The sequence below is a fragment of the Aeromonas sp. MR19 genome (genome assembly GCF_963899305.1).
Taxonomy (GTDB): Bacteria; Pseudomonadota; Gammaproteobacteria; order Enterobacterales; family Aeromonadaceae; genus Aeromonas; species Aeromonas bestiarum.
The window spans coordinates 85,507-108,546 of sequence record NZ_CAWQWZ010000005.1 but is presented as its reverse complement, the minus strand read 5'-3'; the positions used below and the strand labels follow the sequence as shown (position 1 = coordinate 108,546).

At 59.9% G+C, this 23,040-nt stretch carries 19 protein-coding genes; 14 read left to right on the top strand and 5 right to left on the bottom strand.

Annotated features, from left to right (window positions below):
- Positions 1-74 precede the first annotated feature (74 nt).
- Together AACQ95_RS03290 and AACQ95_RS03285 are read left to right on the top strand one after the other, a co-directional pair.
- A complete protein-coding gene (locus AACQ95_RS03290) occupies positions 75-614 on the top strand; it encodes a GNAT family N-acetyltransferase (RefSeq protein WP_241280562.1) in 540 nt (179 codons plus the stop codon).
- Between the two features lie 32 nt (positions 615-646).
- Positions 647-1,381, top strand: coding sequence for an SDR family oxidoreductase (locus AACQ95_RS03285; RefSeq protein ID WP_241280561.1), 735 nt, complete (start codon positions 647-649; stop codon positions 1,379-1,381).
- Between the two features lie 56 nt (positions 1,382-1,437).
- On the opposite strand, the gene AACQ95_RS03280 is transcribed toward AACQ95_RS03285, so the two are convergent.
- From AACQ95_RS03280 to AACQ95_RS03265, 4 genes are all read right to left on the bottom strand, one after another.
- Positions 1,438-2,532 carry a type I restriction endonuclease gene (locus AACQ95_RS03280; RefSeq protein ID WP_098980718.1) on the bottom strand — a complete coding sequence of 365 codons (1,095 nt, stop codon included), beginning with the start codon at positions 2,530-2,532 and terminating at the stop codon, positions 1,438-1,440.
- Between the two features lie 273 nt (positions 2,533-2,805).
- On the bottom strand, positions 2,806-5,688 hold the full coding sequence (glnE, locus tag AACQ95_RS03275) for a bifunctional [glutamate--ammonia ligase]-adenylyl-L-tyrosine phosphorylase/[glutamate--ammonia-ligase] adenylyltransferase (RefSeq protein ID WP_241280560.1): 2,883 nt from the start codon (positions 5,686-5,688) through the stop codon (positions 2,806-2,808).
- 191 nt (positions 5,689-5,879) lie between these two features.
- Entirely contained in the window at positions 5,880-6,326 is a 447-nt protein-coding gene (locus AACQ95_RS03270; RefSeq protein WP_241280559.1) for a GNAT family N-acetyltransferase, read from the bottom strand.
- Positions 6,327-6,492: 166 nt separating this feature from the next.
- Positions 6,493-7,743 carry a methyl-accepting chemotaxis protein gene (locus AACQ95_RS03265; protein ID WP_241280558.1) on the bottom strand — a complete coding sequence of 417 codons (1,251 nt, stop codon included), beginning with the start codon at positions 7,741-7,743 and terminating at the stop codon, positions 6,493-6,495.
- 31 nt (positions 7,744-7,774) lie between these two features.
- Here AACQ95_RS03265 and AACQ95_RS03260 point away from each other — a divergent pair, with 31 nt between their 5' ends.
- The 12 genes from AACQ95_RS03260 (at position 7,775) to AACQ95_RS03205 (ending at position 22,519) form a co-directional block, all read left to right on the top strand.
- A complete protein-coding gene (locus tag AACQ95_RS03260) occupies positions 7,775-8,596 on the top strand; it encodes a potassium channel family protein (protein ID WP_098984950.1) in 822 nt (273 codons plus the stop codon).
- A 153-nt stretch (positions 8,597-8,749) separates the two neighbouring features.
- Positions 8,750-9,355, top strand: a complete 606-nt coding sequence (locus AACQ95_RS03255) for a TIGR04211 family SH3 domain-containing protein (RefSeq protein ID WP_043554990.1) — start codon at positions 8,750-8,752, stop codon at positions 9,353-9,355.
- A 318-nt stretch (positions 9,356-9,673) separates the two neighbouring features.
- Entirely contained in the window at positions 9,674-12,838 is a 3,165-nt protein-coding gene (gene putA, locus AACQ95_RS03250; RefSeq protein WP_241280557.1) for a bifunctional proline dehydrogenase/L-glutamate gamma-semialdehyde dehydrogenase PutA, read from the top strand.
- Positions 12,839-13,046: 208 nt separating this feature from the next.
- Positions 13,047-13,826, top strand: a complete 780-nt coding sequence (gene nudC / locus AACQ95_RS03245; RefSeq protein WP_241280556.1) for an NAD(+) diphosphatase — start codon at positions 13,047-13,049, stop codon at positions 13,824-13,826.
- A gap of 156 nt (positions 13,827-13,982) precedes the next feature.
- The gene (gene hemE / locus AACQ95_RS03240; RefSeq protein ID WP_241280555.1) at positions 13,983-15,050 is read left to right on the top strand and encodes a uroporphyrinogen decarboxylase; all 1,068 of its coding nucleotides are present in this window, start codon (positions 13,983-13,985) and stop codon (positions 15,048-15,050) included.
- Positions 15,051-15,108: 58 nt separating this feature from the next.
- The gene (locus tag AACQ95_RS03235) at positions 15,109-15,348 is read left to right on the top strand and encodes a hypothetical protein (RefSeq protein WP_241280554.1); all 240 of its coding nucleotides are present in this window, start codon (positions 15,109-15,111) and stop codon (positions 15,346-15,348) included.
- 44 nt (positions 15,349-15,392) lie between these two features.
- Positions 15,393-16,322 (top strand): ROK family protein, encoded by a 930-nt coding sequence (locus AACQ95_RS03230; RefSeq protein WP_241280553.1) that lies wholly within the window; start codon positions 15,393-15,395, stop codon positions 16,320-16,322.
- A 46-nt stretch (positions 16,323-16,368) separates the two neighbouring features.
- A complete protein-coding gene (gene epd, locus AACQ95_RS03225) occupies positions 16,369-17,379 on the top strand; it encodes an erythrose-4-phosphate dehydrogenase (RefSeq protein ID WP_241280552.1) in 1,011 nt (336 codons plus the stop codon).
- Positions 17,380-17,441: 62 nt separating this feature from the next.
- Complete coding sequence (locus AACQ95_RS03220) at positions 17,442-18,605, top strand: phosphoglycerate kinase (protein WP_005318809.1); 1,164 nt, start codon at positions 17,442-17,444, stop codon at positions 18,603-18,605.
- Positions 18,606-18,721: 116 nt separating this feature from the next.
- The gene (gene fbaA, locus AACQ95_RS03215) at positions 18,722-19,801 is read left to right on the top strand and encodes a class II fructose-bisphosphate aldolase (RefSeq protein ID WP_042872748.1); all 1,080 of its coding nucleotides are present in this window, start codon (positions 18,722-18,724) and stop codon (positions 19,799-19,801) included.
- Positions 19,802-20,087: 286 nt separating this feature from the next.
- Entirely contained in the window at positions 20,088-21,392 is a 1,305-nt protein-coding gene (locus tag AACQ95_RS03210; protein ID WP_241280551.1) for an NAD(P)/FAD-dependent oxidoreductase, read from the top strand.
- Positions 21,393-21,508: 116 nt separating this feature from the next.
- The gene (locus tag AACQ95_RS03205) at positions 21,509-22,519 is read left to right on the top strand and encodes a hypothetical protein (RefSeq protein WP_241280550.1); all 1,011 of its coding nucleotides are present in this window, start codon (positions 21,509-21,511) and stop codon (positions 22,517-22,519) included.
- A gap of 4 nt (positions 22,520-22,523) precedes the next feature.
- On the opposite strand, the gene AACQ95_RS03200 is transcribed toward AACQ95_RS03205, so the two are convergent.
- A complete protein-coding gene (locus AACQ95_RS03200) occupies positions 22,524-22,937 on the bottom strand; it encodes a hypothetical protein (RefSeq protein WP_043142210.1) in 414 nt (137 codons plus the stop codon).
- Positions 22,938-23,040: the final 103 nt, after the last annotated feature.

Below are 23,040 nucleotides of genomic sequence, written 5' to 3'. Positions count from 1 at the left end.
GCTTCTGGTTAAAAATAGGGATGTAGCCTTGGCTCAAAGGTGATATCACTGTTGGTTTACCAAGGAGTAGATGAATGAGTCGAAGTGAAGTCGTGAGAGAGATATCCCATCCGGACTGGCCTCTGGTCTGGCAGATCTATGGCAGCAGCTTCCCGCGCTACGAGCAACGCCAGCCGCAGCATCAGCAGGTCAAGATGGCGGATCCTCACTTTCACTGTCAGCTCTTTTATCAAGGCGACGTGCTGCTTGGCTTCATCTTCTGGTGGGCCTGCGACGAGCAGATTTATATCGAGCATCTGGCCATCAATCCGGCCCTGCGCGGCCAGAACCATGGCTCCCGCCTGCTTGCCGCCTTCTGCGAGACGGCGGGGCGCACCGTCATCCTGGAGATAGACCCGCCAGAGGATGAGATTGCCATCCGGCGGCTGCGCTTCTACCAGTCGCTGGGCTTTTGCCTCAACGACCATGACCATGTGCATCCGCCCTATCATCCCGACTATCAGGGGCACGGGCTGCGGGTGCTGAGCTACCCAAATCCCATCAACCCCGCTGAGTACCAGCAGTTCAACCGGATGCTGGTGACGCGGGTGATGGATCATGGCTTGACTGCCTGACCGGCAGCCAGGGTGAAGAACAAGGAGGTTCAATGAACAGGAATGTGCTGATCACGGGTGGCAGCCGGGGGATTGGAGCCGCCACAGCCCGCCATCTGGCGGGGCAGGGTTATCACCTCTGCATCAACTATCGGCGTGATCGGCAGGCTGCCGAGGCGCTGGTGGCCGAGATCCGGGCGCAACATCCGGTCGACTGCATAGCGGTGCAGGCGGATATCAGCGTCGAGGCCGAGGTGGTGCGCCTGTTCGGGGAAATGGACGCGCGGCTCGGGGTGATCACCCATCTGGTCAACAACGCCGGCATCTTGCAGCCCCAGATGAAGGTGCTGGAGATGAGCGCCGAGCGCATCAACAAGACCCTGACCACCAATGTGACCGGCTATTTTCTCTGCTGCCGGGAGGCGGTGCGGCGCATGACCCGTGGCGGCGCTATCGTCAACGTCTCCTCGGCCGCCGCTCGCCTCGGCGCGGCGGGTGAATACGTGGACTATGCCGCCTCCAAGGGGGCCATAGACGTGCTGACCAGAGGCTTGTCGCTGGAGGTGGCGGCGCAGGGGATCCGGGTCAACGGGGTGCGTCCGGGTTTTATCTACACTGAGATGCATGCCGACGGCGGTGAACCCGAGCGGGTGGAGAGGGTGAAAAGCCAGATCCCGCTGCAGCGGGGCGGTCAGCCGGCCGAGGTGGCCGCCGCCATCGCCTGGCTGCTGTCGGATGAAGCCTCCTACGCCACCGGCACCTTTATCGACCTTGCCGGAGGGCGATAGGCATCTGGTGCAGACTTGGTTGAAGGGGGCTGAATTAATCCGCCCCCAAACCAAGATTATTCGTAGACGGCAGTGGCTGTCAGTAACTGGTCGGCGAAGGTGAATATTTCATCGATTGAGCCGATAGGATGCCGGGTTTCTTTTTTATCGGCATCAAATAATCCAAGATATTTCTGCTTCGAATTGAAATGTAATCGGCAAAGCGGCTTGCGGTTATTATCGTCGAGCAGGATGCCAAAATAACTCTGGGTGTCTCTTGCCGCGATCCTGGTTACATCAAATTGTTGTCTCAGGATAGCTTTGACGACGTTGAAGCCTTCTACTTCCTCAATGCTGGTATCTATCTTCGATTTTTCTTCATTATTTGTCTCAGGCTCATTGTTATCGCTTGATGTGGCACTATCAAATGCAGGTGGAATGGCCGAGGCGCTGACACTGCTACCAATCGCAGATTTCAATCTGGCATTGATGCTGTCATTGAGGAATTGGCTGAGAGCCTTCTTGGTGATATCGGTAAAGGACTGTTTTACCCTTGCGGTAAGTACGCCGTCATAGATCCGGGATGCAAAGAACTTAACAAAATCCTCTTCTGGCGAGCCAAACTGCTCGGCTAGCAGTTTCTTGATCTGGCTGAGGTATTTTAGCTCTCCTGCTGCATCGACCACAGATTCAACATCGAAGGAGGTCTTGGTCAGCTTCAATACCTCAGGCACTATGTGTTCATCGATATCTTCCAGATCCAGCGTTAAAAATGGTTTTTCATCCATTTTGTTTGGCGCATCAAGATCTGTATAGAACTCATATTGTGCACCATTGGTCAGAATGCCGATCCGAGCATTGGTGACTGAAAAATAGCGAAAGAGTTGACCCGAGTGCTTGGCTGACAGCTTTTCACTGTATTTTTTGCACTCAACCAGGATTTGTACCTGTCCATCTTTGAGAATGGCGTAGTCAACTTTCTCTCCTTTTTTGATCCCCGTATCTGCGGTGAATTCCGGAATCACCTCCGTGGGATCAAACACATCATAACCGAGAACACGGTTGAGAAATGGCATGACAAACGCGTTCTTGGTTGCTTCTTCAGTGGTGATCATCGATGACTGTTGAGCAATCTTTTTGGCGAGGCTCTGTAGCTGTTCTGAAAAATCCATTTTTTCCTCTCTGCATGGAGACTGGGGCTGGCACTGTTGAGTCGATATTCATCCCCGTCATATCGGGGCAGAAACAGGGTGATGACATAGACACAGGTTGTCTCTGCTTATATTCAGCAAAGTGCCATACGATGCCAAGGTTGGCATGCCTGAAACAGGATCCAGCTCACCGCTATTGAGTTTTACATGAAAGAAAGCTGGGCCAGGGGCTGACATTCATAATGAAAAGGGGCGCCGCAGCGCCCCTTTTCATTGCTCCAGCCGAGCCTTGCTTTACTCCCCCAACAGCAGTTGCCAGACTGCCAGCACATGGCCGCGCTCGGGCTGCAACTGGTCGTCGCCCACCTTGCGGGAGATCTCCGAGAGGTTGAGGCGATGGCCCCGGTTGCGGATCTCCAGATAGGCCTGTTTCAGCCCCTCCGCCTGCTCCAGGGTGAGCACCCCCACCATGACGCACTCATCGAAGATGCGCACGTTATCGGACCAGCGGGTGAGGGCCTCTGGCTCGCCGCAGGCATGGGCCAGCACCAGATACTGGGCGATGAATTCGATATCCACCATGCCGCCGGGGGACTGCTTGAGGTCGAACTCGCCGGCGCCCGCCTTGAGCAGGTGATCCCGCATCTTGTGGCGCATCTCGCGCACCTCTTTGGCCAGGGTCGGCAGATCCCGCTCCTTGGCCAGCACGGCGCGGCGGATGCGGGCAAATTCGGCGATGACCGCTTCGTCCCCGTAGATGGGGCGGGCCCGCACCAGCGCCTGATGCTCCCAGGTCCAGGCCTCGTGCTGCTGGTACTGCTCATAGGCCGACAGCGACGAGACCAGCAGACCCGAATCGCCGGAAGGGCGCAGCCGCATGTCGATCTCGTAGAGGATCCCGGACGGAGTGCGGGTGCTGAACAGGTGCAGGATCCGCTGGGCGAGGCGCAGGTAGAACTGGCGGCTGTCGATGGGTTTGCGCCCGTCTGTATAGCTGTTGGGATCGCCGCCGTGCAGGAAGACGAGATCCAGATCCGAGCCATAGCCCAGTTCTATGCCGCCGAGCTTGCCGTAGGCCACCACGGCGAAGCCGCGCTGGCCGCTCACCGCCACTTCGGGCGGCACCCCGTAGCGTTCGCTCATCTGGGCCCAGGCCTGATTGACCACCTCTTCGGTGATCGCCTCCGCCAGCCAGGTGAGGTGGTCGCTCACCTTCATCAGCGGCAGGGCGCCGGCGATATCGGCCGCCACGATACGCAAGAGCTGCACCTGCTTGAACTGGCGCAGCGCCTCCATCTGCTGCTCCACGTCCTCCTCGGGGATGCGCAGCAGGAACTGGCGCAGCTGGGGCTTGTACTGATCGAGCGGGGTGGGGTGGTAGAGGTGCTGGGGATCCAGCAACTCGTCCAGCAAAATGGGATAGCGGGCCAGCTGCTCGCTCACCAGATGGCTGGCGTCGCACAGCCGTACCAGCTGGCGCAGGGCGGCGGGGTTTTCCGCCAGCAGCTGCAGATAGGCGCTGCGGGTGAAGATGCGGGTCAGCAGCTCGCACACCCGCTCGAACAGGCGGGCGGGTTGCTCGCTGGCCACCACCAGTCGCAGCAGCTCCGGCATCAGCCAGTCCAGCGCGATGCGCCCCTGCGGCCCCACCTGGCGACGTTTGTACTCCTCCTTGAAACGCAGCAGGGCACCGCAGAGCGGAACCGGATCCTGGACGCCCTGCGCTATGAGCAATTTCTCCAGCTCGGCGGCATCGAGCTCGGTGCGCCAGAGATCGAGCCAGAGCTGCTCCAAATGGGCGGGGGCCTCCTTCTCTTCGCCAACAACGGCGGCAAACTCCTGATGGACGGCGGCCATCTCCTCATCCAGATGAGCCATAAAGGCGCCCCAGTCCGTAAAGCCGAGGGAGGCGATCAGCCGCTGGCGATCCCGCTCCTCGGTGGGCAGGGTCTGGGTCTGCTGATCGCCTATCTCCTGCAATATGTTCTCGACCCGGCGCAGGAAGCGATACGCCACCAGCAAGCGGTCGCAATGCTCTGCCTCAAGGGCGCCGCACAGGGCGATGGCGGCCAGCGCCTCGGGCAGGTGGCGCACCCGCAGGGCGGGTTCGCGGCCGCCGCGAATGAGTTGCAGCGCCTGGGCGATAAACTCCACCTCGCGAATGCCGCCAGCCCCCAGCTTGATATTGCCCTCCAGCCCCTTGCGGCGCACCTCGGCGGCTATCATCGCCTTCATCTGGCGCAGGCCGTCGATGACGCCAAAGTCGATGTAGCGGCGAAACACGAAGGGGCGCAGCATCTCGGCGAGTGCAACGGCGTGCTCGCACTGGGGCCCCAGTACCCGCGCCTTGACCATGGCGTAGCGCTCCCAGTTGCGGCCGTGATGCTGGTAGTAATCCTCCATGGCGGCAAAGGAGATGGCGAGCGGGCCCGCGTCGCCGAAGGGGCGCAGCCGCATGTCGACCCGGAACACCTGACCATCCTGGGTGGGCTGGTGGAGGGCGTTGATCAGCCGCTGCCCCAGCTTGATGAAGAAGGGCTGGTTGGCCAGCTCGCGCCGTCCGCCGACCGTGTAGCCGTTCTCGGGGAAGGTGAAGATGAGATCGATATCCGAGGAAAAATTGAGCTCGCCGCCGCCGAGCTTGCCCATGCCGAGGATGAGCAGCGGCTGCGGGTTGCCATCCCCGTCTATGGGGGTGCCCAGCTCGCCGCACTGCTTCTCGTAGAGCCAGTCGCGGGCGGAGCAGATCAGGGCATCCGCCAGCTTGGTGAGGTGGATAAAGCTTTCCTCCACCGCGGCGTGCCCCAGCAGCTCGCGCCAGGCGATCACCAGCATGCGGCCACGACGGAACTGGCGCAGGGTGCGCTTGAGCGCCTCTTCATCGCTCACCTCGGCAAGCAATGCGGTCAGATCGGGCTGATAGGCAGGCCAGCGCTCGGTGCGCTCAAGATCCCCGGAGGCGAGGATCTGCGCCAGCAGCTCGGGCTGCTTGATGAGCGAATCGGAGACGAAGTCGGAGAGGCCGAGCAGGGTCAGCAGGGTCTGGCGAATCGCATCGGGCAGGGCATCATAGTCGGGCGCCAGCTCGACCAGCCGCTGCCACTGGCGTTGGGCCTGATCCTGCAGCAAGGGCACAAGAGAGGAGGGGAGGAAGGGAGAAGCTGAATGCTGGGCCACGGTTGCCGTCCTTGTGGTTAACGGATCTGCAGGGTGAATGAAAATGCTGGCAGCCAATCTAGCACTGTCGAGCGGCTCGGCACAGTGCGACGGGCGAGTCGCTCGCAGGTACTCTCATCAGGCTCAGTCTCGCCCCTGCGCCACAGCGCAGGGGCGAGCTGCATTAACCGGCGAGTGCTGCGTGGCCCTGTTCAGGGGCGCAGATAGATCTCGGGATCGTATTTTTCCATCAGGCTGGCCGGTTTGCGCGGCGGCGCGAAACCAAAGTCGGCGTAGAGGCCGTGGGCATCCGAGGTCGCCAGGCTGAGGTGGCGCAGCCCTTGCAATTGCGGGTGAGCCAGGATGGCCGCCACCAGCGCCTTGCTGTGACCCCGGCCGCGATGGGCGGGCAGCACGAACACATCGGCCAGATAGCCGAAAGTCGCTCTGTCCGTGATGACCCGGGCGAAGGCCACCTGCTGACCGGCGACATAGCCGCCGAAACAGAGGGAGTGGTTGATGGCTCTCTGTACCGTCGCCAGCGGAATGCCGAGGCACCAGTAGGCCTCCTCGGACAAAAATCGGTGGATCAAGGGCACGTCTAGCCGCCCCTTGTCGTCGCTTATCTCAAGTTGGGAGTGATCTTGTGGGTGCTGCATCCTGGCTCCTTGCCGTGACATGAATAAGAAAGGCCCCTCGCGGGGCCTTCCAGTTTACTCAAATCACGGTCTCAGGCCAGTTTGAAAGCCTGGATGATGAACGCTGTCCAGGGTCTGGCTGTGGTGCGTCATCCGCTCCTGTGTCCTGTCTGCGAGGTAACGCCCGTCAGGCCAGCTTGAAAGCCTGGATATGGGTATCCAGGGTCTGGCTGTGGTGCTCCACCAGCTCGGAGGCTTCCTGCAGCTCCCGCAGTACGACCACGGATCCTTCCACCACCTGCTTGACCTGCTCCAGGTTGCCGCTCATCTCCTCGGCCACCGAGCTCTGCTGCTCGGAGGCGGCGGCGATCTGGCGGTTCATGTCGGCCACCCCCTGTACCCGCTGCACTATGGTGGCGAGCTGATCTCCGGCCTGGGTCACCTGCTCCACCCCCTTGTCGGCCTGTTGCACGCTCTTGGCCATCAGTTCGGCGGCCTGGCGGGCATTGCCCTGCAACTGTTCGATCATCTTCTGGATCTCGACGGTGGCGGCCTGGGCCCGGTTGGCCAGCTCGCGCACCTCGGACGCCACCACGGCAAAGCCGCGACCCGCCTCACCGGCGCGGGCGGCCTCGATGGCGGCGTTCAGCGCCAGCAGGTTGGTCTGCTCCGAGATGCCGCGAATGGTATCCACGACGGATCCAATCTGCTCGACCCCCTGTTCCACCTGATTGACCACTGTGGAGGAGCGCTGGATGTTGCCGGAGAGGGTATCTATGGTGTTGACGGTGGCCGCCACGCAGCGGCTACCCTCTTCGGCCAGCAGGCTGGTTTCGGCGGTGGCGTGGGAGGCCTGCTCCGCATGGGCGGCCACCTCGCGAATGGCGCCCACCATCTGGCTCATGGCGCTGGCCAGCTGCTCTATCTGGGTGAACTCCTCGCTGATGGCCTCGTTGGCCTCTTCCATGCAAAGGGTGACCTGGGAGGCGATGTCGTTGAGCTCCTTGCAGGCGACGCGCTGGGTGCCGAATACCTGCTTGAGATTCTCCTGGGAGTGGGCCACCGCCTTGGCGATGTCGCCGAACTCGTCGCGGGACTTGAGCAGCACCTTGTGGCTCAGATCCTTGCGGGCGAAGCGTTCAAGCAGGCCCACCAGGTAGTGCACCTGCTTGACCATGAGGCGGGAGCCGGTCAGCAGCAGCACCACGAAGATGACCCCCATCACGGCGGTTTCCATCACCCCGGTCCAGAGCAGGCGATCGGCAATGGCATTGGCCTTGTCGGCATCTATGCCCTCGCTCAGCAGGGTGGTTTCCAGATTGTTGGCGTCGAACCAGAGTTTGATCAGCAACAAAACAGTACTGAACACCATGAGCAGTACCACTTTGGGTACCAGCCGGATATTGCTCATTCGCCGCTCCAGCGGGTTTAACTGCATAATATTTCTCCTTTTAATGGCCGGTTTTCCTTTGTCCTCAGGACTATCGGCATTATCTTCTTTTTTATTAATTCGCACCGTGCCTAAAGTAGGAAAATGTATGCGACATCACTTAACTCACCTGCGCGCCATGGATCTGCTGATGGCGTTTCTGTCGGTGATCTCCGTTGCGCTGGTCTGTGCCCGCTGGTGGGGCCACTCGGACTGGACCCCCCAGACACTGCAGCTCTTCTATGACGTCGACAGTCTGATCTGCTACTTCTTCCTCGCCCACTTCGCCTATGGCTGGGTACGCGCCCGCGACAAGCGTGCCTTCTTCAAGGCGAACTGGTTCTATCTGCCGGGCAGCCTGCCCATGGTGGAACAGCTGCGCTGGGCGCGCCTGATCCAGCTGTGGCGTGTCTATCAGCTGCTGCGGGATCAGCCGGATCTGCTCGGCATGTTCCGCCGCGAGCGCAACGAGACCACCCTCTCGGGGATACTGTTCCTGTTCTTCCTGCTGCTGGGGGTGGGCTCGGGCGTCATGTATCTGATCGAATCGGGTCAGCCCGGCAGCCAGATCCAGACCCCTTACGATGCCTTCTGGTGGACGCTGGTGACCCTGTCGACCGTGGGTTACGGCGATCTGGTGCCCAAGACGGAGGAGGGGCGCTTCGTCGCCAGCCTGCTGATCCTGTTCGGGGTCGGTCTGTTCGGTGCCATCAGCGGCTTCATGGCCAGCCTGTTTCTGCAGCCGGGGCGGGGGGATGGCGAACTGGAGAAGTGGCGGCATCACCAGAGTGCCCAGCAGGATCTGCTGCTGCAGGAGCTGCGAGCCCTGCGTGCCGAGGTGAAGGCGCTGAAACAGAAGTAGCCTGCGGCGTCTGGAATGGTCGCGTGGGGGAGGGGACAAGTTGCGAGCCAGCTCTCAGCTCGGGGGGAGGCGCTTTTCTTTGCTTGTCCTTTGACCCGCTGGCGGCTTAACATTCGGCCAGTCACCTAACCAAATGAAGAGAATCGATCGACCATGCGCGCCCTTCTCGGGATCCTGATCTGCTTGTGTGCCCAACAGGCACTGGCCGATACCCGTTATGTCTCAGACAACATCTTTACCTTTATCCACAATGGTCCGGGTACCCAGTACCGGATCCTCGGCAGCGTCAAGGCTGGTGAACCGCTGGAAGTAAAGGCGGTGAACAACGAGGCCGGCTTCACCCAGGTGGTGGACGGTCGTGGCCGCGATGGCTGGATCAAGAACAGCGAGCTGCAGGGCGAGATCAGCCTGCGCGAGCGGCTGCCCCAGGTCCAGAAGGAGCTGGAGGAGCTCAAGGCTCGCCTGCAGAACCTCAACGGTGACAACGAGAAACGCTTCACCGAGAAGGATGGCAAGATCGCCGAGCAGAGCAAGGAGATCGCCAGCCTGAAGGCCCAGCTCGCCAGCCAGAGCGAGGAGATGGGGAACCTAAAGGAGCAGAACGACGCCCTGACCCAGAGCTATGACAACCAGGAGCACGACATGCAGATGGACTGGTTCATCCGCGGTGGTGCCATGGTGGGCGGCGGCATACTGCTCGGTATCCTGCTCCCCATGCTGCCCCGTCGTCGCAGCCGCGGCGAGCGCTGGATGAACTGATCCAGGTTCTGCCCCGGTGTTGCAGTCGTGGTGAATGCAGGACAAACGGACCGTTTCTGTCGGTCGGATGAAGAAGGGTCGCAATAGCGACCCTTCTTTTTTGCTCCGCATAAAATTGTATACAAAATAAGGCGATGAAATTGCCCACCTCGCCAGCTCCCGGCTTTAATGTGCGTCAAATGAGCCAATCAGCGATATTTGTTAATATCAGGCAACAATTTCATTTCATCTATGGGTCGATATTGTATACATTGTCGGCGTTTCGGCGGCACGGCCGCCTTCGTCGATATAGCCTGCGGGCGTACAGGAAGACCCCATATGTTCAAAGCCACTCAAGTTCTTGCAGCTGACTACCTTCCCTCCGATCTGGCCGCCCTGCGCGAAGCCATCACCCAGAATTACGTGGTGGATGAAAACGCCTATCTGGCGGAGCTCTCTGCCATGTTGCCGGGGGATGGCGCCTCGCTGGAGCGGGTGACCCAGCGTGCCCGTACCCTGGTGACCAAGGTACGCAAGGAGAGTGGCTCCGGCGATGGCATAGACGCCTTCCTGCAGGAGTACAGCCTGGACACCCAGGAGGGGATCATACTGATGTGCCTGGCCGAGGCCCTGCTGCGCATTCCCGATGCCGAGACCGCCGACGCCCTGATCAAGGACAAGCTCTCCGGCGCCAACTGGTCGTCCCATTTTCGCAAGAGCGACTCCACCCTGGTCAACGCCTCCACCTGGGGCCTGATGCTGACCGGCAAGATCATCAAGCTGGACAAGAAGCTGGACGGCAATCCGGCCAACATGCTGGGCCGCATGGTCAACAAGCTGGGCGAGCCCGTGGTGCGCTCCGCCATGTACGCCGCCATGAAGATCATGGGCAAGCAGTTCGTGCTGGGGCGCGACATGAAGGAGGCGCTGAAGGCGAGCCGCAAGTCCCGGGAGAAGGGTTACACCCACACCTATGACATGCTGGGGGAGTCCGCCCTGACCCTGGCCGATGCGGACAAGTATTTCGGCGACTACCAGCGCGCCATCGAGGCGGTCGGCAATGAGCGCATCAGCGACGGCGGCCCGGCCCCCTCCATCTCCATCAAGCTGTCGGCGCTGCATCCGCGCTATGACGTGGCGAACCGCGAGCGGGTGCTCGGCGAGATGAGCGAGCGACTGGTGGGGCTGGTGCGTCTGGCCCGTGACAAGGACGTGGCCATCAGCATAGATGCCGAGGAGATGGACCGCCTCGAACTCTCTCTCGATCTGTTCGAGCAGCTCTATCGCTCCGATGCCAACCGCGGCTGGGGCAAGCTCGGCATGGTGGTGCAGGCCTACTCCAAGCGTGCCCTGCCTGTGCTCTGCTGGTTGACCGGGCTGGCCCGCGAGCAGGGGGATCTGATCCCGGTGCGGCTGGTGAAAGGAGCTTACTGGGACAGCGAGCTGAAATATGCCCAGCAGGCCGGTCTGCCCGGCTATCCGCTGTTTACCCGCAAGGCGGGTACCGACATCTCCTACCTCGCCTGTGCCCGCTACCTGCTGAGCGAGCCGACCCGCGGCTTCATCTCGCCCCAGTTTGCCACCCACAACGCCAATACAGTGGTCAGCATCCTGGAGATGGCCGGCGATCGCCAGTTCGAGTTCCAGCGCCTGCACGGCATGGGGGAGGAGCTGCACAACGCCGTGCTCAGCGAATGTCCCGGCCTGCACTGCCGCATCTATGCGCCGGTGGGTGCCCACAAGGATCTGCTGCCCTACCTGGTGCGCCGCCTGCTGGAGAACGGGGCCAACACCTCCTTCGTCCACAAGCTGGTGGATCCCAACACCCCGGTGGACAGCCTGGCCGAGCACCCGCTGCGCACCCTGAAGCGCTATGGCAGCCTGGCCAATGACCGCATTCCGCAGCCGGTGAACCTGTTCAGTGACCGCAAGAACTCCAGCGGCGTGAACATGAACATAGTCTCCATCCAGCGCCCCTTCTTCGCCAAGCTGAAGGAGCTGGAGAGCAAGCAGTGGCTGGCGGGCCCCATTGTCGATGGGGAGACCCTCAAGCGCAGCGAGGCTCGTACCGTGCTGAGCCCGCAGGACGTGAGCCAGCTAGTGGGCAAGATCCACTGGGCCGACGAGCAGGCGGTGGAGCAGGCGCTGGCCTCGGCCCATGCTGCCTTCCCGCGCTGGCGCGAGACGCCGGTGAGCGAGCGAGCCGCCGCGTTGGAGAAGCTGGCGGATCTGCTGGAAGCGAATCGCGAGCAGTTCATCTCCTTGTGTACCCGCGAGGCGGGCAAGCTGCTGCAGGATGGTATCGACGAGGTGCGCGAGGCGGTGGATTTCTGCCGCTACTACGCGGTGCAGGCCCGTGGCCTGATGGGGCAGGCGACCCTGCTGCCCGGCTACACGGGTGAGCAGAACGAGTTGTTCCTGCAGGGCCGTGGCGTCTTTGTCTGCATCAGCCCGTGGAACTTCCCGCTGGCCATCTTCCTCGGTCAAATCGCGGCGGCGCTGGCCACCGGCAACACCGTCATCGCCAAACCGGCGGAGCAGACAGGCCTCATCGCTCATCTGGCGGTGACCCTGGCCCATCAGGCCGGCATTCCGGGCGACGTGCTGCAACTGCTGCCGGGTGATGGCGCCACAGTGGGTGCCAAACTGACGGCGGATGCCCGCATCGGCGGCGTCTGCTTCACCGGCTCCACCGAGACCGCAAAGCTGATCAACATGACCCTGGCCCAGCGCGATGGCGCCATACTGCCGCTCATCGCCGAGACCGGCGGTCAGAACGCCATGATAGTCGACTCCACCGCCCTGCCGGAGCAGGTGGTGCGCGACGTGGTGAGCGCCGCCTTCCAGAGCGCCGGCCAGCGCTGCTCCGCCCTGCGGGTGCTCTACCTGCAGGAGGAGATAGCGCCGCGGGTGCTGGAGATCCTGACCGGTGCGCTGCAGGAGCTGAAAGTGGGCAACCCGGCCGAACACAATACCGATGTGGGCCCGGTCATCGATGCCGAGGCCAAGGCCGGGCTGGATGCGCACCTGGTGCACATGATCCCGCGTGCCCGCCTGATCGCCCAGGCGCCGATGCCGGCCGTGACCCTGGGGGGCCACTTCGTGCAGCCGACCGCGCTGGAGATCGGCTCCATCCGCGAGCTGGTGAAGGAGCAATTCGGCCCCATCCTGCACGTGGTGCGCTACGCCGCCAAGGAGCTGGACACTGTGATCGCGGATATCAACGGCACCGGCTACGGCCTGACGCTGGGGATCCACAGCCGCAACGAATCCCATGCCGAGGAGCTGGCCAGCCGCATCAACGTGGGCAACGTCTACATCAACCGCAACCAGATAGGCGCCATGGTCGGGGTGCAGCCGTTCGGTGGGCAGGGCCTCTCCGGCACAGGCCCCAAGGCGGGCGGCCCTCATTACCTGAGCCGCTTTGTGACCGAGAAGACCCGCACCATCAACACCACTGCGGTAGGCGGCAACGCCTCCCTGCTGGCGATGGGCGATGCCTGATCGGCATTGCGATTCCCAAAACCAAGGCCGCCTGCGGGCGGCCTTTCTATTGGCTCTACCTTGCCCTCTGGGCAGCCATCTTGGGGTCGCCAGCGGGCCCATGCGGTCGTAATATGGTCGCGACTCGTCACTTTTCACCGAGCCGCGTCCGGTGCATCATGCCGGGCAAGCCATTCTCATCTGACATCGCAACAAGAGTGTTCATCTGATGCCATTAACCGAACAGGCCCGCTGGTTCGTGCTGGGGGGCGATCACCTCGTCCTGCTGGATGAACAGGGGCGCATTCCACAAGGCCCCCGCGCCAGCCTGCCCGCCCATCTGCAATCCGCCACCTTTGAGCATTTTGATGAGTGGGACGGTCTGCCCTGTTATCTGCTGGATCTGGGGGTCGAGGCCGACCCAGGTCGGCTCATGCCGCTGCGTCAGCTGATGGTGGCTGGCGATGAAGAGGGTTTTCGCCTTGGGGGCCGTGCCTGGCAGCTGGCCACCTTCCGCCGCAGCCATCGCTTCTGCGGCGAGTGCGGCGCCCCCATGGCGCCCAAGAGCGGGGAGTGGGCACAGATGTGCCGGCAGGGTCACGTCGTCTACCCGCGCATCTCTCCCTGCATCATAGTGGCGGTGCGCAAGGGACCGGCCGTCCTGCTGGCGGCCCATCGCCGTCACTATCAGGCGGACGATCCCATGTATACGGTGCTGGCCGGCTTCGTGGAGGCGGGTGAGAACCTGGAGCAGTGCGTGGCGCGGGAGGTGTTCGAGGAGAGCGGCATCCGGGTGCGCAACGTGCGCTACGTGGCGAGCCAGCCCTGGCCCTTCCCCCACAGCTTGATGATGGGCTTCACCGCCGACTACGAGAGCGGCGAGATCCGGGTGCAGGATGAAGAGCTGGTGGCCGCCGACTTCTTCGAGGCAGACCGGCTGCCGCGGCTGCCCCCCCACGGCACCATAGCGCGGCGCCTGATCGCGCTCAGCCTGGGCGAGGCTGGCTGAGGTCGGGTTGAGCCCGGCAAAAAACGGGGCGCTTGTTTGCGCCCCTTCACATCTTTGCACTCCGGCGGCCCTGCGGCGCGTTTGGGCCGCCCGCCGCCGCGCACAAAGTGGTATCATATCCGCCATTTTATGCTGGATATGAACTCAGGAACTGGGATGAAAGAGCTGAAGAACGATCGATACCTGCGTGCCCTGCTGCGCCAGGAAGTGGACATGACCCCGGTATGGATGATGCGCCAGGCTGGCCGCTATCTGCCGGAATACAAGGCGACCCGCGCCGTCGCGGGGGACTTCATGTCCCTGTGCCGCAACGCCGAGCTGGCCTGTGAAGTCACCCTGCAGCCGCTGCGCCGCTATCCCCTCGATGCCGCCATCCTCTTCTCCGACATCCTGACAGTGCCCGACGCCATGGGGCTGGGCCTCTACTTTGAACACGGCGAAGGCCCGCGCTTCGAGCGCCCCATCAAATCCATGGCCGACGTGCAGGCGCTGCCCATCCCGGATCCGGAAGACGAGCTCGGCTACGTGATGAACGCGGTGCGCACCATACGCCGCGAGCTCAAGGGCGAGGTGCCGCTGATCGGCTTCTCCGGCAGCCCCTGGACCCTGGCCACCTACATGGTGGAGGGGGGCAGCGCCAAGGCCTTCACCAAGATCAAGCAGATGATGTATGCAGAGCCCATGACATTGCACCTGCTGCTGGACAAGCTGGCGGACAGCGTGATCAGCTATCTGAATGCCCAGATCAAGGCGGGCGCCCAGTCTGTCATGGTGTTCGACACCTGGGGCGGCGTGCTGACCCCGCGGGATTACCGCGACTTCTCCCTGCAGTACATGCACAAGATCGTCGATGGCCTGATCCGCGAACACGAAGGCCGCCGCGTGCCGGTCACCCTGTTCACCAAGAACGGCGGCCAGTGGCTGGAGCAGATCGCCGCCACAGGTTGTGATGCGCTGGGACTGGACTGGACCATAGACATAGCGGATGCCAAGCGCCGGGTCGGTGACAAGGTGGCACTGCAGGGCAACATGGATCCCTCCATGCTCTACGCCGCGCCAGCGCGCATTCGCGAAGAGGTCGCCACCATCTTGGCGGGCTTTGGCAGCGGCAACGGCCACGTCTTCAACCTGGGTCACGGCATCCATCAGGACGTGGATCCCGAGCATGCCGGCGTCTTCGTCAATGCGGTGCACGAGCTGTCGGCTCAGTATCACGGCCGCTGAGGCGACAACCATAGTTGTAATAACGGGGCCTTCGGGCCCCGTTTTAGTGAGAAACCAAATGAAAAAAGACCAAGAGCTTTCCAATAAAATTGAGGAGCTTGTTCATTTCCATTCCCAAGGTGGAGGTTTTGGTGATCCAGATGCGTTAAAAGAGCATGAATGGAAAATCGAACAGCTAAAGCATGAACGACAAATGTTGATCAGCCGCAAAGTAGAAAGAATCGAGATTTTATCAATTGTTATCGCGATACTGTCTCTCTTGATTGGCGTATTTCAGGTCTATCAAGCATTCCAATAAATGATTTATTTTGCTCCGTGTGGAGCATTGCTGCAGGAGGCTGGATGAGCAAGGGTTCTTGGGATTGGGGTATCGACCTTGGCGGGACCAAGTGTGAATGCGTGGTGCTCGATGGCGACGAGGTGCTGCTGCGCCATCGCATCCCCACCGAGCGCCAGGGCGGCTATCAGCACATGATCGGCCAGATCGCCAAACTGGTGGACGAGTGCGCCGCCAGGCTGGGTCAGCGGCCGACCGTGCTGGGCATGGGAACGCCGGGGGCGCGGGATCCCCAGACCGGGCTGATGAAGAACTGCAACACCACAGAGCTCAACGACAAGCCGTTCAAGGAAGATCTGGAGCGCAGGCTGGGCGTGCCCGTGCTGATCGCCAACGACGCCAACTGCTTCGCGCTGGCGGAGACCCACCTGGGGGCTGTGCGTCAGCACCATCCGGATGCCAAGGTGGTGTTCGGCATCATAATGGGTACCGGGGTCGGTTCCGGCATCGTCATCAATGGCCAGATCCTCAACGGCCACCACGGCATCGCCGGGGAGTGGGGCCACAACGTGCTCTCCCCCGACGGGCCCGAGTGCTACTGCGGCAAGCGCGGCTGCGTCGAGACCTTCATCAGCGGCCCAGCGCTGGAAGCCTGGTATCAGGCCAAGGCCAAGCGTCATCTGTCGCTGGCCCAGATTGCGGCGGCCAGCGCCCACGACCACGTTGCCAAGCTCACCATAGACAGACTGCACCTGCTGTTTGGTCAGGCGCTGGCCAACGTGGTCAACATTCTGGATCCGGATGTGATCGTCATTGGTGGCGGGGTCGGCAATGTGCAGAGTCTCTACAGCGCCGGGCGGCAGACAATTTTGCCCTTCCTCTTTAATCCCCGCTTCGCGACCCCCATTATTGCTCCAGCCCTGGGGGATAGCGCCGGGGTCTTCGGGGCCGCCCTGCTGGCCCGTGGCGTATTCCAGGATGCCCTGCTGTCGTGAGCCATCCATCTGCCCTCTTTGCCGTCGCTAAGGACACACTTTTTCCATGATCAAGATTGCCATCAATGGTTACGGGCGGATCGGCCGCAACGTGTTGCGCGCCCTCTATGAAAGCGGGCGCGATCAGACCATCAAGATAGTTGCCATCAACGAACTGGCGGCGCCCGAAGCCATGGTGCACCTCACCCGTTTCGACACCAGCCACGGCCGCTTCCGGTATCCGGTGCAGCTGGCCGGCAGCAGCATGCTGGTGGGGGAGGATCTCATCTCACTGTTTGCCGAGCGGGATCCTGCCAACCTGCCGTGGCGGGCGCTGGGGGTGGATGTGGTGCTGGACTGCACCGGGGTATTCGGCTCGCGGGCCGATGCTGAGCGCCACCTGGGAGTGGGGGCCGGCAAGGTCTTGTTCTCCCATCCGGCGGATGCGGACGTGGATGCGACCATAGTCTACGGGGTGAACCATCAGGTGCTGACGGGAAGGGAGCGGATCGTCTCCAACGCCTCCTGTACCACCAACTGCGTGGTGCCCGTCATAGAAACATTGCATCGAGAATTCGAGATAAATTGTGGTACTATTACGACAATTCATTCGGCCATGCATGATCAGCAAGTCATCGATGCCTACCACAGTGACTTGCGTCGAACCCGTGCTGCCAGCCAGTCCATCATCCCGGTGGATACCAAGCTGGCAAAGGGGTTGGAGCGAATCCTCCCCCACTTCGCCGGCAAGTTCGAGGCGATCGCGGTACGGGTACCGACCATCAACGTAACCGCAATGGATCTCAGTATTACTGTTCGTAAAAAAGTGACGGTTACTGACGTAAATCAAGCCCTGCAACGGGCATCCAGAGGTACATTAAGCGGTATTCTGGATTACACGGAAGAGCCATTGGTCTCCGTAGACTTTAATCATGATGCACACTCCTGCATCATTGATGGTACCCAGACCCGGGTCAGCGATGCCAACCTCGTCAAGATGTTGATGTGGTGCGATAACGAATGGGGCTTCGCCAACCGTATGCTGGATACCACCCGGGCCATGATGGCCGCAGGCTGAAAGCCTGCACCGGGCGCAAGGTTACTGTTTTTAACATTACCTGAAAATATAGAGGACTGAATATGTCTGTTATCAAGATGACCGACCTGGATCTGGCGGGTAAACGCGTACTGATCCGTGCTGACCTGAACGTGCCGGTAAAAGACGGCAAGGTCACTTCCGACGCACGTATCGTGGCGACGCTGCCGACCATCAAGCTGGCTCTGGAAAAGGGCGCCAAGCTGATGATCACCTCCCACCTGGGTCGCCCGACCGAGGGTGAATACAACGAAGAGTTCTCCCTGGCTCCGGTTGTCAACTATCTGAAAGACGCTCTGTCCTGCCCGGTCCGCCTGGCCAAGGATTACCTGGATGGCGTAGATGTCGCCGCCGGTGAGCTGGTTGTGCTGGAAAACTGCCGTTTCAACAAAGGCGAGAAGAAAAACACCGAAGAGCTGGCCAAAAAATACGCCGCCCTGTGTGACGTCTTTGTAATGGATGCATTCGGTACTGCTCACCGCGCCGAAGGTTCTACCTACGGTGTGGCTCAATTTGCCCCGATCGCCTGTGCTGGCCCCCTGCTGGCCGGTGAACTGGAAGCCCTGGGCAAAGCCATGCTCAAGCCCGAACGCCCCATGGTTGCCATCGTGGGCGGCTCCAAGGTCTCCACCAAGCTGACCGTGCTGGAATCCCTCTCCAAGATCGCTGACCAGCTGGTGGTCGGTGGTGGCATCGCCAACACCTTCATCGCGGCTGCTGGTCACAACGTCGGCAAGTCCCTGTGTGAACACGACCTGCTCGACACCGCCAAGAAACTGGCCGCCGAGACCAACATTCCGGTCACCACAGACGTGGTCGTGGGTACCGAGTTCTCCGAGTCCACTCCGGCCACCATCAAGTCCGTCTCCGACGTGACCGACGGCGACATGATCTTCGACATCGGCCCTGACTCTGCCAAGGCCCTGGCCGACATCATCATGAACGCCAAGACCATTCTGTGGAACGGCCCGGTCGGCGTGTTCGAGTTCGACCAGTTCTCCGCAGGCACCAAGGTGATCGCCGAAGCCATCGCTGCTTCTCCGGCCTTCTCCATCGCTGGCGGTGGTGACACCCTGGCCGCCATCGACAAGTTCGGCATCGCCGACAAGGTCTCCTACATCTCCACCGGCGGCGGCGCCTTCCTGGAGTTCGTGGAAGGCAAGGTACTGCCGGCTGTTGCGATGCTGGAACAGCGCGCCAAAGCCTAATTGACCCGAGACGGGGGGCAAAAGCCTCCCGTTTCGTTTATCATGTGGCCGCTGTGCCGGTTCATGATGAACCCCCCATTTTTTATTAACGGCATACGAGAACAGGACGATTAAACATGTCTAAGAAAATTTTCGACTTCGTAAAACCCGGCGTGATCACTGGTGATGACGTTCAGAAAGTATTCGCCATCGCCAAAGAAAACGGCTTCGCTCTGCCGGCCGTCAACTGCGTTGGTACCGACTCCGTTAACGCCGTGCTGGAAGCTGCCGCCAAGGTCAAAGCGCCGGTTATCGTTCAGTTCTCCAACGGTGGTGCCGTATTCACCGCCGGCAAGGGTCTGAAGCTGGAAGGCCAGAAAGCCGCCATCCTGGGTGCCATCTCCGGCGCCAAGCACGTTCACGCCGTTGCCGAAGCCTATGGCATCCCGGTTATCCTGCACACCGACCACGCTGCCAAGAAGCTGCTGCCGTGGATCGACGGTCTGCTGGAAGCGGGCGAGAAGCACTTTGCCGAAACCGGCAAGCCGCTGTTCTCCTCCCACATGCTGGATCTGTCCGAAGAGTCTCTGGAAGAGAACATCGACATCTGCTGCGAGTACCTGACCCGCATGGCCAAGATGAACATGACTCTGGAGCTGGAACTGGGTTGCACCGGTGGCGAAGAAGACGGTGTGGACAACAGCCACATGGACCAATCCGCCCTGTACACCCAACCGGAAGACGTGGCTTATGCCTACGAGCGTCTGTCCAAGATCAGCCCGCGTTTCACCATCGCTGCCTCCTTCGGCAACGTGCACGGTGTTTACAAGCCGGGTAACGTCAAGCTGACCCCGTCCATCCTGGACGCTTCCCAGAAGTTCGTTTCCGAGAAGTTCGGTCTGCCTGCCAAGTCCCTGGACTTCGTGTTCCACGGTGGTTCAGGTTCCACTCTGGAAGAGATCCGCGAATCCATCTCCTACGGCGTCGTGAAGATGAACATCGACACCGACACCCAGTGGGCTACCTGGGAAGGTCTGTTGCACTTCTACAAGACCAACGAAGCTTACCTGCAAGGTCAGCTGGGCAACCCGGAAGGCGCTGACAAGCCGAACAAGAAGTTCTACGATCCGCGCGTATGGCTGCGTGCCGGTCAGACTTCCATGATCGCCCGTCTGGAGAAAGCCTTCTCCGACCTGAACGCCATCAACGTACTGTAATTCGTTACCGTATCTTGATTGCTGCAAAGGCGCCCTCGGGGCGCCTTTCGTGTTTGTGGGGGCCAGTGCCAGACCCTGATCGCAGCAAAGACCTCCTGCTGTATCCGGGGAAATGGGTCTGTCGATAGCCTGCCTCAAGCCACAAAAACAGCAAAAGGTGTCCTTTGGGACGCCTTTTCCATTTCTGTGATCCACGGAGGCTGGATTGGTGGCGGGGGGCTGGGTATTATCGATGACAGGTTGTTTATTTTAGTAAACGCATGGCTACCAAGGCAGGACGCTGAGTATGCAGGCAGGAAAGCACAACGGACATCAGGAACACGTGGCCTCCTATTACGCGGCCACCCGCAATGACAATCAGCAGTGGCCCGAGCTCAGCGGTGAGTTCAATGCCGACGTCTGCATCATAGGTGGCGGTTTCACCGGCCTCAACACCGCCATCAACCTGGCACAGGCGGGCTACAAGGTGGCCCTGCTGGAGGCGAACCGCATCGGCTGGGGGGCGTCCGGCCGCAACGGCGGCCAGCTCATTCGCGGCATAGGCCACGACACCGGCCAGTTTGCCCGCTGGATCGGCGAGCAGGGAGTACGCGAGCTGGATCTGATGGGGCTGGAGGCGGTACAGCTGGTGCGAGAGCGCATCGAGCACTTCAACATCGACTGCGACCTGACCTGGGGCTATTGCGATCTCGCGACCCGCCAGCGTCATCTGGCCGGGTTTGAAGAGGAGGTGGCGCATCTGGCCAGCCTGGGCTATCAGCACGAGATCAAGCTGGTGCCACGGGAGGAGATCCACTCTGTGGTGGGGTCTGATCGCTATATCGGCGGCATGATCGACATGGGGTCGGGCCACCTGCATCCCCTCAACCTGGCGCTTGGCGAGGCGCGTGCCGCCGCCAGCCTGGGTGTGGCCCTGTTCGAACAGTCCAGGGTGGCGCATATCGATTATGGCGATCGGGTGCAGATCACCACGGCCCACGGCCGGGTCTGCAGCGATTATCTGGTGATCGGCTGCAACGCCTATCTCAACGATCTCAATCCTGAACTAGGGGGGAGGGTGCTGCCGGCCGGCTCCTATATTCTCGCCACCGAAGTGTTGGAGAAGCGGCTGCGCCAGCGGCTGCTGCCGCAAAACATGGCGGTGTGCGATCAGAACGTGGCGCTCGACTACTACCGTCTCTCCGCCGATGGGCGCCTGCTGTTTGGCGGCGCCTGCAACTATTCAGGAAGAGATCCGAGGGATATCAAGGCCTTTATGCAGCCCAAGCTGCAGCGGGTGTTTCCCGGGCTGGCGGATGTGGCCATCGAGTTCCAGTGGGGCGGCATGATAGGGATAGGGGCCAACCGCCTGCCACAGATTGGCCGCTTGCAGGATCATCCCAACGTCTTCTATGCCCAGGCCTATTCCGGTCACGGCCTCAACGCCACGCACATGGCGGCCAAGCTGGTGGCCGAGGCGATCAAGGGGGAGAGCCGGGGTTTCGATCTGTTCAGCAGCGTGCCCCACATGACCTTCCCCGGTGGCCCGGCGCTGCGCTCGCCCTTGTTGGCGCTCGGCATGCTGTGGCACCGGATGAAGGATATTTTATAAATGGCCATTATATTTATTTTGAAATTTGTGACAGAAGACAAATTTAATTTCTTGTCCATGTTCTTATATACATATAGCATTATTCGATCTGTTTTTTAATTTATCAGAGTGTGCTTATGAAAGAATTGGTCATAAAATCAGAAGCAGATTTGTATGCTTCCTTAAGTATCATCAAAAATGATGATCTTGATTTAGATGGATTGGCAATTCGCTTCGATGGTTGGCCAGTTATGTCAATTCATTTACATGGCGAGAAATTTGACTCTACAATTACGCCTGATTTGATGAAAGCATTTATTGAAATGCAATCATCTATATTTAGAGCGTACGCGCTGGCAAGATATAACACTATTCAGATAAGAGGGTTGAAGCAAGCAGAGAAGGATTTGCTAGAAATAAGAGTTAAAGTTAAGCCAGGAAGCTCTTTATTTGAAATTAATTTCCAGGAAATCCTGGAGAATATTTGTAAGTCCATGGTGGGGAAAATGGAAAGCAAGCACTTAGTTATTATGGTGCTCGGCATTGCAGCTATATATGGTTCAAACTCTGCGTTTAATTCTTATTTAGAAGGGCAAAAAGAAGTCCGTCTTGCCGAGATAAAAAATGAAGAACAGCGTAATTTAATAGAGCAACTGAAGCTCAGTCAAGATGGGGAAACAGAACGCCTCAAGATTTTGCATGAAATTATTAGTGATCAACCTAGATTGAAAACCATCAATCAGTACTATGCATCCGCTTCTAATGAAATATTGAAACGTTCTGGTGATGCAACGTTAATAACAATGCAGGGGATGGATATATCAGGTGACATTGCTACTGAGTTAACCAAGACCGAAAGAAAAAAATCTAATGAGGTATATTTGGATGGTAGTTATAGAATTCTAGGTGTTGACTCTTCTAAGACGGGAGAGTTTAAGGTTAAACTTAAAAACACAAGTACTAATGAATCATTCATTGCAATGATTGTAGATGAAAGAATAAATCCAGATTACATAAAATTAATCCAAAAAGCCGAATGGCAACAATTGCCAATTCGGCTACATGTAAACGCAAGAGAAGCCAATGGTGTGATTAAACAAGCTCATATTGTAAGAGCTGAATCAATTCACATAACACCAGCAAATTGATCGTTTACTGAGGGGGCTCGGCCAGGCGCCAGCCCTGCTCGGTTTTCATCATCCAGACGTCGGCCTGTTGCGGCAGCACCTGGCCCGCTTCGAACTCGCCGTATTTGCGCTCAAGCTCCATCAGCCCCATCTCCTGCTGGAAGGGGCCGACCCTGTCATAGACCAGGTCCTCGTCGTGCTGCACCCGCAACTGATCCAGCCCCTGCTTGAAATGGAGCTGGTAGCTCACCTTGATCAGATAGACCCCCTCCATGCGCTCCTCCTTGTCGATAAGGGTGAAGTCGCTGATCTCGAACAGATGGGTATCAGTCTCTGCCTGCAGCTTGGCGGTCACCTGGGTCTGGATCGCCTCTTCACCGGGGCCTGCATAACAGCCATATAGCCAGAGGGCCAGCAGGGGGATGAACCACTTTTTCATCAAAACTCCGGACGAACGAGACGGGAAAGGGCAAATTTTGCCACGGCGCCTGTCATATACAAGGGATTGCCAGAAAAATCAGCGGTTAACGGGCCCAGGCGTC

Excerpts from the sequence above, each read along its gene's own strand:
- AACQ95_RS03235 (WP_241280554.1), top strand. The coding sequence starts at position 15,109 with ATGAAAAAAGACCAAGAGCTTTCCAATAAAATTGAGGAGCTTGTTCAT.
- AACQ95_RS03220 (WP_005318809.1), top strand. The coding sequence starts at position 17,442 with ATGTCTGTTATCAAGATGACCGACCTGGATCTGGCGGGTAAACGCGTA.
- fbaA (WP_042872748.1), top strand. The coding sequence starts at position 18,722 with ATGTCTAAGAAAATTTTCGACTTCGTAAAACCCGGCGTGATCACTGGT.
- epd (WP_241280552.1), top strand. The coding sequence starts at position 16,369 with ATGATCAAGATTGCCATCAATGGTTACGGGCGGATCGGCCGCAACGTG.
- AACQ95_RS03285 (WP_241280561.1), top strand. The coding sequence starts at position 647 with ATGAACAGGAATGTGCTGATCACGGGTGGCAGCCGGGGGATTGGAGCC.
- nudC (WP_241280556.1), top strand. The coding sequence starts at position 13,047 with ATGCCATTAACCGAACAGGCCCGCTGGTTCGTGCTGGGGGGCGATCAC.
- putA (WP_241280557.1), top strand. The coding sequence starts at position 9,674 with ATGTTCAAAGCCACTCAAGTTCTTGCAGCTGACTACCTTCCCTCCGAT.
- AACQ95_RS03205 (WP_241280550.1), top strand. The coding sequence starts at position 21,509 with ATGAAAGAATTGGTCATAAAATCAGAAGCAGATTTGTATGCTTCCTTA.
- AACQ95_RS03265 (WP_241280558.1), bottom strand. The coding sequence starts at position 7,743 with ATGCAGTTAAACCCGCTGGAGCGGCGAATGAGCAATATCCGGCTGGTA.
- AACQ95_RS03210 (WP_241280551.1), top strand. The coding sequence starts at position 20,088 with ATGCAGGCAGGAAAGCACAACGGACATCAGGAACACGTGGCCTCCTAT.
- AACQ95_RS03290 (WP_241280562.1), top strand. The coding sequence starts at position 75 with ATGAGTCGAAGTGAAGTCGTGAGAGAGATATCCCATCCGGACTGGCCT.
- AACQ95_RS03200 (WP_043142210.1), bottom strand. The coding sequence starts at position 22,937 with ATGAAAAAGTGGTTCATCCCCCTGCTGGCCCTCTGGCTATATGGCTGT.
- AACQ95_RS03270 (WP_241280559.1), bottom strand. The coding sequence starts at position 6,326 with ATGCAGCACCCACAAGATCACTCCCAACTTGAGATAAGCGACGACAAG.
- hemE (WP_241280555.1), top strand. The coding sequence starts at position 13,983 with ATGAAAGAGCTGAAGAACGATCGATACCTGCGTGCCCTGCTGCGCCAG.
- AACQ95_RS03255 (WP_043554990.1), top strand. The coding sequence starts at position 8,750 with ATGCGCGCCCTTCTCGGGATCCTGATCTGCTTGTGTGCCCAACAGGCA.
- AACQ95_RS03280 (WP_098980718.1), bottom strand. The coding sequence starts at position 2,532 with ATGGATTTTTCAGAACAGCTACAGAGCCTCGCCAAAAAGATTGCTCAA.
- AACQ95_RS03230 (WP_241280553.1), top strand. The coding sequence starts at position 15,393 with ATGAGCAAGGGTTCTTGGGATTGGGGTATCGACCTTGGCGGGACCAAG.